10 protein-coding genes and 1 tRNA gene are annotated in these 11,890 nt (G+C 65.4%); 6 read left to right on the forward strand and 5 right to left on the reverse strand.

The annotated features are described in order from the left end of the window. Positions 1-85: 85 nt before the first annotated feature. Positions 86-1,363 carry an L-rhamnose catabolism isomerase gene (rhaI, locus tag GV832_RS05780; protein ID WP_168773884.1) on the reverse strand — a complete coding sequence of 426 codons (1,278 nt, stop codon included), beginning with the start codon at positions 1,361-1,363 and terminating at the stop codon, positions 86-88. A gap of 3 nt (positions 1,364-1,366) precedes the next feature. Next, positions 1,367-3,442: a bifunctional rhamnulose-1-phosphate aldolase/short-chain dehydrogenase gene (locus tag GV832_RS05785; RefSeq protein WP_435531741.1), complete on the reverse strand. Its 2,076-nt coding sequence runs from the start codon at positions 3,440-3,442 to the stop codon at positions 1,367-1,369. 146 nt (positions 3,443-3,588) lie between these two features. On the opposite strand from GV832_RS05785, the gene GV832_RS05790 reads away from it, so the two are divergent. The 6 genes from GV832_RS05790 (at position 3,589) to rhaM (ending at position 9,252) form a co-directional block, all read left to right on the forward strand. Next, positions 3,589-4,383: a DeoR/GlpR family DNA-binding transcription regulator gene (locus GV832_RS05790; protein WP_168773885.1), complete on the forward strand. Its 795-nt coding sequence runs from the start codon at positions 3,589-3,591 to the stop codon at positions 4,381-4,383. Positions 4,384-4,409: 26 nt separating this feature from the next. Further along, positions 4,410-5,447, forward strand: coding sequence for a rhamnose ABC transporter substrate-binding protein (locus GV832_RS05795; protein WP_168773886.1), 1,038 nt, complete (start codon positions 4,410-4,412; stop codon positions 5,445-5,447). Positions 5,448-5,521: 74 nt separating this feature from the next. After that, positions 5,522-7,021, forward strand: coding sequence for a sugar ABC transporter ATP-binding protein (locus GV832_RS05800; protein WP_354001927.1), 1,500 nt, complete (start codon positions 5,522-5,524; stop codon positions 7,019-7,021). Next, positions 7,021-8,004 (forward strand): ABC transporter permease, encoded by a 984-nt coding sequence (locus GV832_RS05805; RefSeq protein WP_168773887.1) that lies wholly within the window; start codon positions 7,021-7,023, stop codon positions 8,002-8,004. Before GV832_RS05800 ends, GV832_RS05805 begins: the two co-directional genes overlap by 1 nt. A 1-nt stretch (position 8,005) precedes the next feature. Continuing rightward, positions 8,006-8,941 (forward strand): ABC transporter permease, encoded by a 936-nt coding sequence (locus GV832_RS05810; protein WP_168773888.1) that lies wholly within the window; start codon positions 8,006-8,008, stop codon positions 8,939-8,941. Next, entirely contained in the window at positions 8,938-9,252 is a 315-nt protein-coding gene (gene rhaM, locus GV832_RS05815) for an L-rhamnose mutarotase (RefSeq protein ID WP_168773889.1), read from the forward strand. The genes GV832_RS05810 and rhaM overlap by 4 nt, the downstream gene beginning before the upstream one ends. A gap of 240 nt (positions 9,253-9,492) precedes the next feature. Here rhaM and GV832_RS05820 read toward each other — a convergent pair whose 3' ends face one another. The 3 genes from GV832_RS05820 to GV832_RS05830 form a co-directional block, all read right to left on the reverse strand. After that, complete coding sequence (locus GV832_RS05820) at positions 9,493-10,824, reverse strand: FGGY-family carbohydrate kinase (protein ID WP_168773890.1); 1,332 nt, start codon at positions 10,822-10,824, stop codon at positions 9,493-9,495. A gap of 313 nt (positions 10,825-11,137) precedes the next feature. Beyond that, positions 11,138-11,212: transfer RNA gene (locus GV832_RS05825), tRNA-Gly, on the reverse strand. A 14-nt stretch (positions 11,213-11,226) separates the two neighbouring features. After that, the gene (locus tag GV832_RS05830; RefSeq protein WP_168773891.1) at positions 11,227-11,826 is read right to left on the reverse strand and encodes a TetR/AcrR family transcriptional regulator; all 600 of its coding nucleotides are present in this window, start codon (positions 11,824-11,826) and stop codon (positions 11,227-11,229) included. Positions 11,827-11,890 lie beyond the last annotated feature (64 nt).

Consider the following 11,890-nt stretch of genomic DNA (forward strand, 5'->3'; position numbering starts at 1 on the left):
AAGCGCTGATATCGCAGAACAAAACGAGCGGAGGCCGCGCCCCCGCCCGTAAACTCCGCCCGGACGATCTCCTCAGACGATGCCCTCAGACGATGCCCGAGGAGGCGCCCTTCACCATAGGCCGCTCCTCGGCCTTTTCGGCCCGGTATCCGCTGGCGCGATAGGTCGCAATCGGGTCATGCGCGCCGCCCTGCCGCACCCGCGCCTCGGCCAGGATCGGCGAGACATCGGTGAGGTAAGCCGCCTTCAGGATCCGATGCGCGCCCAGGACGTCATTGGCCGCTTGCGCCTCGGCCAGGGCCTTGCGATCCACGAGCGAGGCCTGGACATAGGCCCGCGCGATCTCGATGGCGCTGCCCATCAGGCTCTCGATCGGGTCGGTCACATTGTGGCTCTGGTCGATCATATAGGCCGGATCGAAGCCCTTCGCCCCCTCGGCCTCGACCAGTTCATTGAAGACCAGGAAGAGCCGGAAAGGATCGACCGAGCCCGCATCGAGGTCATCATCGCCGTATTTCGAATCGTTGAAATGGAAGCCCGCGAGGCGGCCGACATGGATCAACCGCGCCACGATCTGCTCGATATTGGTGTTGGGCGCGTGGTGGCCGAGGTCGACCAGGCACTTGGCCTGCGGCCCCAAGGCCTGCGCCGCCATGAGGCTGGAGCCCCAATCGCTGATCACCGTCGAGTAGAAAGCCGGCTCATACATCTTGTGTTCGATGAACATCGACATCTGCGGGGGCAGGGCGGCATAGATCTCGCCCATGGCCTCGAGGTAATTGCGGAACATCCCGCCCAGCGACTGCTGCCCCGGAAAGTTCGTGCCGTCGCCGACCCAGACCGTCAGGGCCCCCGACCCGAGCGCTTTCCCGATCTCGATGCATTCGATGTTATGCGCAACCGCCAGCGCCCGCGCCTTGGGATCAGCCGCCGCGAGCGAGCCGAATTTATACGTCGCCTCCTGGTCCAGCTGGTCCTGGAAGGTGTTGGAGTTGATCGCATCGAACCCCAGGTCGTAAGAGGCCGCCTCCTGGCGCAAAGCGTTGTAATCGCTCACCTTGTCCCAGGGGATATGGGGCGAGACGGTCCGCGTCCCCTTGGTCAGAGCCTGGATCACCCCGCAATCGGCCAGCTTGTCATGGATGTTGCGCGGCTCGCCCAGACCCGGAAAGCGGGCAAAGCGCGTGCCGCCGGTCCCTACGCCCCAGGTCGGGATCGCCACCGACCAGGCCATGGCGCGCGCGGTAAGGGTCTCGATCTCCACCCCGCGCCGCGCCAATTGGCGGCCAAGGCTGCCGTAATCATCCTCATGCGCCACCCGCGCCGCTTCGTTCTTCGTCCCGATCAGGTCCTTGGAAATCATGACTTACCTCGTGAAGGACACGGCATTGCCCGCGTCCACGTTCAGGAAATTGCCGGTCGACTTGTTCGAGAGGTCGGAGGCAAAGAAATAGACCCCCTCCGCGATGTCCTCGGGGAAGACCGACCGCTGCAACAGGCTGCGCTTGCGGTAATGGTCCTCCAGCTGATCGACGCTGATCTTGTTGCTGGCCGCGCGCTGCTGGCTCCACTCCCCCGCCCAGATCTTGGAGCCCCTCAGCACGGCGTCCGGGTTGACCACGTTGACGCGGATCCCCATGGGCGCGCCCTCCAGCGCCATGCAGCGCGCAAGGTGGATCTCCGCCGCCTTGGCCGTGCAATAGGCGCTGGCCCCAGGGCTCGCCGCCACGCCGTTCTTGGAGGAGATAAAGACCATCGACCCGCCGATCCCTTGGGTCTTCATGATCCGATACCCTTCGCGGCCGACCAGGAAATAGCCGGTCGACAGGATGTCCATGGTCTTGTTCCACATGGCCAAAGTCGTATCCTCGACCGGTGCCGCCGTGGTGATCCCCGCGTTGTTCACCACGATATCGACGCCGCCATAGGCCTGAACCGTGGCCTCGAAGGCTTGGGTCACCGCCGCCTCGGAGGTCACGTTCATCAAGACCCCGCGCACCGAATCGCGCCCGTATTTCTTGCCGAACCCGGCCACGACCTCATCCAAGCTGGCCTGGTCGATATCGGCCAGGACGACATTGCAGCCCTCGCGCAAGAGCCTGTCCGCCGTGGCCGAGCCGATCCCGCCCGCCCCGCCCGTGATGAAAGCCACCCGCCCCGCAAGGCTCTTGGGCTTGGGCATGCGCTGCAGCTTGGCCTCCTCCAGAAGCCAGTATTCGATGTCGAAGGCCTCCTGCTCGGGCAGGCCCTGGTAGACCGAGACGCCAGAAGCCCCCCGCATCACATTGATCGCGTTCAGATAAAACTCCGCCGATATCCGCGCCGTCGCCTTGTCCTTGGCGAAAGAGATCATGCCCACGCCCGGCACCAGGTAGATCACCGCATTGGGATCGCGCATGGCGGGGGAATTGGCGTGCTTGCAGCGCTCGTAATAGGCCGCGTAGTCCGCCCGATAGCCCTCAAGCAGCGCATCCAGACCCGCCTCATCCACATCATGCGGCACGACCAGGGGCTTGATCTTGGTGCGCAGGAAGTGGTCGGGGCAAGAGGTCCCCATCGGCGCCAGGTCCGCCAAGGCCGCCGAGTTCACAAACTCCAGCACCGGCGCCGCATCGGTGAAATGCCCCGCCTTCATCTCGCCCTTGGAAATGCGCCCCCGGATCAAGGGCATCAACCGCCGGGCGACGGACGCGCGTTCCGCCGGCGCCAAAGCTTCGACTATGGCACCGCCGAAGGCGGGGGTCTTCCCATGCTCGCGAAGCCAGACGGCGGCCTTGTTGATGATTTCCAAGGTCAGCGCATAGCAGTCTTCCGCCGTATCCGCCCAGGTAAACAGCCCATGCTGCCCCAGCACGACCCCCTTCAGATCGGGCCGCGAGACCGCAAGCTCCCCCAGCTTGATGCCGAGGTCGATCCCCGGCCGCTGCCAGGGCAAATACCCGATCTCGCCGCCGAAAATCTCTTCCGTCAGCCGCACCTGTTCCGCGCAAGCCGCAATCGCGATCACCGCATCCGAATGCACATGGTCCACATGGGCCTTGGGCACGAAACCATGCAGCCAGGTGTCGATCGAAGGCGCGCGAGGGTTCAGGTTGAAGATGCAATGCCCCAGCGCATCGACCATCGCATCCTCTTGGTCGAGTGAGCGATATTGCGCGCGCAACTGCGCGAGCTTGTCCATGTAAAGCGTCGCAAAGCCATCCAGCTTCATCGACCCGATATCCCCGCCCGAGCCCTTGACCCAAAGCACCGTCACCTCTTCCCCGGTCAGCGGGTCGCGCGCCTTGACCTTGGCCGAGGTATTCCCGCCGCCGAAATTGGTGATCCGCAAATCCGAGCCCAGGAGGTTCGAGCGATACAGAAGCTTGCCGGGCTCATCCATCGTCGCGGCTTTGCTGGCATCCCAAAGGTTGGGCAGGGTGATGTCGGTCATGGCATCCATCGTGTGAAGGGGTTTGGCGCAGCCTTGCCCGTAAAACGATCAACGTCAATCACAAAGCGCCATTCTGCATCGCGGAAAATCTTCCGCAGTGCAGCATTGCGATTGTTTCTTGACGTATATGAGCGATTCTGACTAGCCTCACTGGCATGTTAGAACGTGAACGCCAGCAACTCATCCTGAACCGCCTCAAGGAGCGCGGCATCGTCCGGGTCACCGACCTGGTGGCGGTGACCGGTGCTTCCGTGGCCACGCTGCGCCGTGACCTCGCGAAACTTGAGGACACCGGCCAGCTGCGCCGTGTCCATGGTGGGGCGGAATCGGTGGCCTCGGGCCAGACCGAGCTGACCGCGCCGACCTTTGGCGCGAGCCAGACCACCAATGCCGACCTGAAACAGGCCATCGCCGCCCGGGCCGCCCTGCTCTGCGAGGACGGCGCCTCGATCATCCTGAACGCCGGCTCCACCACCTGGTTCATGGCGCAGCGTCTGCGGTCGCACCGGATGCAGGTCCTGACCAACTCCTTCCCCATCGCGCAAGAGCTGGTCGCCCATTCCGCCAACCGCGTCGTGGTCCCGGGCGGCGAGGTCTACCGCGAGGCGGGGATCATCCTCTCCCCCTTCGACGAGGACGCGATCCAGCATTTCGCGGCCTCGATGATGTTCATGTCCTGTTACGCGATGACGCCCATGGGGGTGATCGAAAGCGATCCCCTGGTGGCGCGGGCCGAGGCCAAGCTCCTGTCCCGCGCCGAAAAGCTGATCATCCTTCTGGATTCCACGAAATTCGAAGCGCGGGGCAATATGGTCGTCTGCCCGCTCTCGCGCGTTCACACGGTCATCACCGATCCGGGCATCCCCCGGGCGATGAGGGAACAGCTTCGGTCTCAGGGCGTGGAGGTCCTGATCGCCGATCCTGCGGAGGCTAAACTGTCAGCGGCATGAAAGCCGCGCTCATAGGGAGGAAGACTATGACGAAACTTGGTATCGCTTTGGGGCTGGTGGCCAGCCTCATGTCTTCGGCCGTCATGGCCGAAGCCGTCAAGGCCACGCCGGGCCAGGCCGTGAACATGGTGCTTCTGCCCAAGTTCCTCGGCATCCTGCCCTTCGACCAGGCGGATCGCGGCGCCCAGGAAGCCGCCAAGGAGCTCGGCAGCACCGGCACCTATCAGTATATCGGGCCGACCCCCGAGAATTCGGCTGCCGGTCAGATCGAGATGCTGACCACCGCCACGACGCAAAAGCAGAACGTGGTCATGCTGTCCAACAACGCCGGTGACCAGATCGCCGCCGTGGCCGAGGCCGCCCAGGCCGCTGGCACCAAGGTCGTGACCTGGGACTCGCCGATTCCGAGCGGCAAGGGCGAATCGCTCTTCGTGGCGCAGGTGGACTTCGGCTCGATCGGCACGGTCATGGCCGATATGGTCATGTCGATGACCGGCGGCGCGGGTGAATTCGCGGTCCTCTCGGCCTCGCCGGATGCCGCCAACCAGAACGCCTGGATCGAGGCGATGAAGAAGGTCCTGGCCGAGGATGCCAAGTACAAGGATCTGAAGCTGGTCGATGTCGTCTATGGCAATGACCAGTCCGAGGAATCCTACAACAAGGCGCTTGGCCTCGTGGACAAGTATCCCGACCTGAAGGTCATCATGGCCCCCACCACGGTTGGCATCGTCGCCGCCGCCAAGGCCATGCAGGACGAGGGCCTCTGCGAGAAGGTCAAGGTCTCGGGCCTCGGTCTGCCGGCCGAGATGGTCTCCTACACGATGAACGGCTGCGCGCCGGAGTTTGCGCTCTGGTCCTTCGTCGACCTGGGGTATCTGACCACCTATACCTCCTACCTCCTGGCCACCGGCGCGATCAAGGGCGAGGTCGGCGAGACCTTCACCGCGGGCCGCATGGGTGACTTCACCATCGAGGCCGATCCGGGCCGCGAAGGCGCCAAGCGAGTCTTGATGGGGCCCTTCACGGTCTACAACAAGGACAACGTCGAAGCCGCCTCGAAGTAAGGCATCTGGCGGGGCCCCCGGGCCCCGCCTCTCCCGGCGCGCCTGCGCCATTTTCCCTGACATTGGTGGCCGCCGTGACCGTTCTGGAGCTTCAGCACGTCTCTAAATCCTTTGCCGCGACGCAGGCGCTGAAGGACATGTCCCTGGCCATCGAGCCCGGGGAAATCCACGCCATCGTGGGCGAGAACGGCGCGGGGAAATCCACGCTGATCAAGATCATGACCGGGGTCCATCAGCCCGACCGGGGCGAGATCCGCGTTGGCGGGGTCGCGGTCACCCTGCGCGGCACGCAAGACGCCCAAGGCGCCGGGATCGCGGCCATCTATCAAGAGCCCATGGTCTTTCCAGACCTCGATGTGGCCGAGAACATCTTCATCTCGAACCGGGCCGAGAGCGCCGTGATGAACTGGCGCCGCCTCTATGCCGAGGCCGATCTCCTGGTGGCCAAGCTTGGCGTGAAGCTCGACGTGCGCCGCGCGGCCAGCGGCCTGACCCTGGCCGAGCAGCAAACCGTTGAAATCGCCCGCGCGCTGAGCTTGAACGTCAAGGTCCTGATCATGGACGAGCCCACCGCGAGCCTTTCGGCCCATGAGGTGGCCCGCCTCCTCGACATCGCCCGGGCGCTGCGGGCGCAAGGCGTCTCGGTCATCTATATCTCCCACCGCCTGGACGAGATCTTTCAGATCGCCGACCGCGTGACCGTGATCCGCGACGGCAGCCATATCTCCACCAAGCCCATCGCCGAGGTCACGCCCGAGGGCCTGGTCCATGACATGGTGGGCCGCGCAATTGACAGCTTCGCCGTCAAGACCGAGGCGAGCCCCCATGGCGCGCCCGTGCTTCAGATGCAGGGCCTCGGCCGGGCAGGGGTCTTTCGCGGCATCAACGCCACCGTCCATGCCGGAGAGGTCCTGTGTTTCGCTGGCCTCGTTGGCGCGCGGCGCACCGATGTGGCGCTCGCGCTCTTCGGCATCGCCCCTGCCACCGAGGGCGAGATCAAGATCGACGGCGCGCCCGTCACGATCCGCACCCCCGCCGAGGCCATGGCCCACCAGATCGCCTATGTCTCCGAGGACCGCCGCAAGATGGGCCTGGCCATGACGCTGCCGATCTTCGCCAATATCTCCTTGGCGAGCCTTGGAAAACTGATGGGCCTCTTCGGCCTGATCAACGCCAAGGCAGAGACCGCCATGGCCGAGACCTACCGCAAGCAGCTTGCGATCAAATCCGCCGATACGCGGGTCGAGGTCGGCAAGCTTTCGGGCGGCAATCAGCAAAAGGTCATGCTGGCCAAGTGGCTGGAAACCAAGCCGCGCATCCTGATCTTCGACGAGCCCACGCGCGGCATCGACGTCGGCGCCAAGGCCGAGGTCCATAACATCATCCGCACGCTGGCCGGGCAGGGCGTCGCGGTCATCGTGATCTCCTCCGACCTGCCCGAGGTCCTGGCCTTGGCCGACCGCGTGCTGGTCATGCGCGAGGGCACCCAGGCCGGGCTTTTGCCCATCGAGGAGGCCTCACAGGAACGCGTCATCGGCCTGGCCGCCGGACATGACATGAAGGGAGCCGCCTGATGCATCCTCAGACCCTGCGCATCCTGGCCCTGGCAGCGGCGCTTTTGGCGACGGTGCTGTTTTTCTCCACCCAGATCGACGGCTATCTGTCGGAACGGATGTTCACGCGGATTTCGACTTCGGCCGCCGTGATCCTGCCCATCGCGGTGGGACAGGCCATCGTGGTCATCACGCGCAACATCGACCTCTCCATCGGGTCCACCATGGGGGTCGTGGCCTATCTGACGGGGGATTACCTCTCCGGCCACCCAGAGCTGCATCCGGTGCTGGTTCTTTGCCTCGCCATGGGGATCGGCGCGGGGATCGGGGCGATCAATGGCATCCTGGTGGCCTGGGGCCGCGTGCCCTCGATCATCGTGACGCTCGGGACGCTGGCGCTCTTGCGCTCCTTCCTGGTCGAGTATTCCGACGCACGGACCATCACGACGGCAAGCCTGCCGCAATGGCTGGTCGATCTGCCGCAAGCCAATGCCTTCTCGATCTTCGGCATTGATGTGCGGGTGACGGTGGTCCTGGCCCTGGCCTCTGCGGTGGTGATGGGGCTTTGCCTCAGCCGCCTGAGGGCCGCGCGGCGCTTCTTTGCCGTGGGGTCGAACCCCGACGCGGCGGTCATGGCGGGGATCAATCTGCCCATGGTCACGCTTCTGGCCTTTGTCCTTTCGGGTGCCTTGGCGGGGCTCTCGGGGTTCCTGTTCCTCGCCAAGTTCGGGAACATCACGGTCGTCGCCGGCATGGGCTTCGAGCTGAAATCGGTGGCCGCCGTCGTGGTCGGCGGGGTCTCGATCCTGGGCGGTTCGGGCTCCATGGTCGGCGTCGTGATCGGCACGGTCCTCGTGGACACGATCGACAATTCGCTCACAAGGTGGGAGCTGGTGAGCGAATTCTGGCGTGATGCGCTTTTAGGCTTCCTGATCATGGCGGCGGTGACGGTCGACACCTTCATGTCGCGCCAACTGAGCCGCCTGTCGCGGAAGGAGAGCTGAGATGAAGCTGAAATCCTGGGAGGGCATGCTGGCCTTCCTCTTCCTCCTGACGCTCGTCGCCAATGCCATGCTCGCGCCCGAGTTCCTGACGTTGCAGAACCAGATCAACCTCTTCCAGCTGTCGATCGAGAAGATCATCATCGCGCTGGTCATGGCCCTGGTGATCATCAATGCCGAGATCGACCTTTCGGTCAGCTCGGTCCTGGGGCTGGCGGCCTGTGTCTTCGGCTACCTGGTCCATATCGGCGTCGCGGCGCCCCTGGCGATCCTGGCGGCGCTGGCCGTGGGTCCGGTGGCGGGGCTGATCAACGCGGTCCTGATCGCGCGGGTGGGGATACCCTCGCTGGTCGTGACTCTCGCCATGCTGATCGGCTTTCGCGGCGTGGCGCGGATCCTGGTCAAGGATCAGAGCATGGGGGATTTCCCCCAGTGGGTCACCGACCTTGGCCAAAAGGGCTTCCTCGGGCCGATCCCCTTGAGCCTCTGGCTCTTCGTGATCTTCGCCGTGGGCTTGGGGGTGCTGCTGCACCGCACGGGCTTTGGGCGGCAGGTCGTGGTGATCGGCACCAATGCCGAGGTGGCGCGGTTCTCGGGCCTGGATGTCGCGCGGGTGAAGACAACGCTTTTCCTCATGGCCTCCAGCATGGCGGCCCTGGGCGGGGTGCTTTATGCGGCAAGGCTCGGCTCGGTGCGGGGCGATGCCGGGGTGGGCTTCGAGCTCGACATCATCACCATGGTTCTCTTGGGCGGGGTGAGCATCTTTGGCGGCAAGGGTTCGATGGCGGGGGTAATCCTGTCGATCCTGATCATCCTGAACCTGAGGAACGGCATGGCTTTGACCAATATCACCGGGCATATCCAGACCGGGGTCATCGGGATCCTGTTGATCGTCTCGGTCCTGGGGCCGAACCTGTGGGAAAGGCTGCGGAGGGGATGATGCGCCACGCTTTCAAGATGTATCTGAACGCGGGGATGGAGGCGGAATACATTCGCCGCCACGACGCGATCTGGCCGGAGCTGGTGGAGCTTCTGCAGGCGGTGGGGGTGTCGAATTACTCGATCCACCTCGACCGCGAGACCGGCGTGCTCTTCGGCTACCTGGAGCGGCCCGAAGGGCACCGGATGGAGGATCTGCCCTCCCATCCCGTGATGAAGAAGTGGTGGGCCCATATGGGCGACATCATGCGCACCAACCCGGATGGCTCACCCATGGCGGTGCCGCTGGTCGAGACATTCTACATGGAGTGAGCGGGGTCCCGGAGAAAACCCCGGCCTGAAAGGCCGTGGTTTTCTCCGGGAGGAGGCCGGGGGGCTGCCGCCCCCCGGACCCCCCGCCTGGAGGGACCCGCGGGGCCCCTCCAGACCTCCCCCGGGATATTTGGGGACCCGTGAAAGTCGAGCACAAAAAAACGGCGCGTCAGCGCCGCTCCCTCCGGCAAGACGGAGAGGGCGCTTGCGCCCTTGACGGATTGCCGGACAGCCCTCCTGTCAGGTTTGGGACCAGAGCTCTGCCACTTGTGCGCGCCAGTCCTCGACCACCGGCACAAGCGCCGGATCGGGCAGGATCTGTGCGCGCTCGGAGCGGGCGGCGAGGATCGGACCCGCCAGCAGCGCCGCGCCAAGACCCGTGCCCGCGCTTTGGCCCGCCGCGATCACCGGGCGGCCTGTCGCCGTGGCCAGCATGCGGGCGAAGTCGAGGTTCGCCCCGAAGGGCCCCTCGACATGGATCGGCCCCTCGGCCCCGATCAGCCCCAGGCATTCCGCCGTCATCAGACCGGCATACCAGCTGGCAGACCTTGTGCGGTCCTCCGGGCTTTGCGAGGGCAGCGCGCCCTGCAACAGACCGGGGAAGGGCCCGCATTCCGGATGGCGCGAGGGCAGGGGCACCGGCACCGCCCCCTTGGCGCCCGCCACGACCTGGCCCCCGGTCATCTCCTCGAACTCCCGCCCGCCCATGTAGCGCGCGGTGGGGGTGGGCTCTCCCTTGGCATTCACGTTGATCAGCACATCGCGCCTTTGGTCCAAGGCCACCCTTTGCCCTCCCAGCGCCATGCAGATCATCCAGGTCCCCGAGGAGACCACCGCACAGGGCCCCGCCTCGGCCAGATAGGGCAGAAGCGAGGCGTTGGAATCATGCAGGCCGAAATGCACCGGAAGACCGGGGCGCAGGCCCCAGGCTGCCGCCAGGTCATCGCGGAGCGCCGCATGGTCCGAGGCTGGGCGCAGTTCGGGGAAAAGCCCCTCCCAGCGTCCGCGCACCAGGGAGGAGAAACGTCCCTCCCAGGGGCTCCAAAGGTCAGTGTGACAGCCCAGGGATGTGGCCTCGGACGCCGCGACACCGGTCAGGCGCATGGCCCAGTATTGGGGATACATCAGGCAATGCACGGCGCGGGCGAAGGCCTGCGGATGGTGCCGTTCCAGCCAGTGAATCTGCGCGCCAAGGTTCAGGCCCAGGGGCAGGCGCGGCGAGCCCGTCTCGGCGAAACCGGGGCGGAGCGCAGCGTAATCGGCGTCCTCGCCGGGGTCCGGGAATTCGTAGTCGAGCACCGGCAGCACCAGCGCTCCGGCGCCATCGACCAGCGCCGCCGCCGCGCCATGGGTGGTGATGGAAATGGCATCGACCGGGCCCTCTGCGGCCAGGGCCTTGAGGCTGGCCGCGAAAAAGCCCCAGAGCGCCTCGGTGTCGTAATGCGGATAGGGGGGCGCGGGGCGCACGAGGTTCGGGGTCTTGAAGACCCGGGTTTCCTCGCCGGTGGCGAGGTCGACCCGCAGCACCTTGGCATTCGTCTTGCCGATGTCCAGAACCGCGATATGGCGCATCTTTCCCCCCGTTTTCCCTTGCCCGAGAATAGCGGAAGCTGCTGGAGTCCCAAGGGAAAAGCGATGGGGTGGCCGAGAATCCGGTGGGTGTGGGCGGGCCTTGGCCCCATGGAGGATGCGGCGGGATCGGCCCGCGCCGCCGATTGCCCGAAAGCGCTGATCCAGCGGAGCGCCTTGGCAGGCGCAAGACTCTTGCGAAGACGAAAATGGGCGCGTGGCCCAGCGAAAGGGCCCGTGGCAAAGCGAAAGGGCGCACGCAAAGCGAAACGGCGCGCGGCAAAGCGAAAGGGCGCCCTGGGGGCGTCCTTTTCACTGGAGCGGGCGAAGGGATTCGAACCCTCGACCCTAACCTTGGCAAGGTTATGCTCTACCCCTGAGCTACGCCCGCACTCCGTGGGGCGTCTAATAGTCCGGGCTTTGGGGGCGCGCAAGGGGGTCTTTGCGATTTTCTGCAATCAGGTGGTCGAGGCAGGCGGAAAAGCCCGGAACCCGAAGCTGGCCCCGGGTCTGCCCGACCTGGGCGCCAAAGCCCAGAAGCGCATAGCCATGGACCAGAGACCAGACGGCGGTCTCGAAAGTCTCGTCGCGCTGGGGCGCGAAGGGGGCGCAGGCCAGGCGCAAGAGGTCATAGGCCCGGGCCGAGGAGGCCAGGAGGTCGGGGTCCTCGCGGCAGACCTGGGGGTTCTGGAACATGACATGGAAGAGCCCGGCATGGCTTGCGGCGAAGTCGAGATAGCCCGCGCAGGTCGCCCGCAACCGGCTCACCGGATCGCCCGGGGCTGCGGCGATCGCACGCTCCATCGCGGTGACGAAGCGCCCGAAGGCGGCGGCGGCGATGGCGGTCAGGAGGCCGGGGAGGCCGTCGAAGTGATGCGCCGGGGCGGCATGGCTGACCCCGGCCAGGGCAGCCGTCTTGCGCAGGCTCATGCCTGCCATGCCGTCTTGTTCCAAAAGCACGATCCCGGCCTCGATCAGCCTTTCGCGCAGCGAGAGTTCATCCATGACCTTTCTTCGCAAAGCCGCTTGACAGTGTCAAGCGAGTGCCGCAGAAAGGGCTGGCTTTACA

Source organism: Stagnihabitans tardus (assembly GCF_009925085.1).
GTDB lineage: Bacteria > Pseudomonadota > Alphaproteobacteria > Rhodobacterales > Rhodobacteraceae > Stagnihabitans > Stagnihabitans tardus.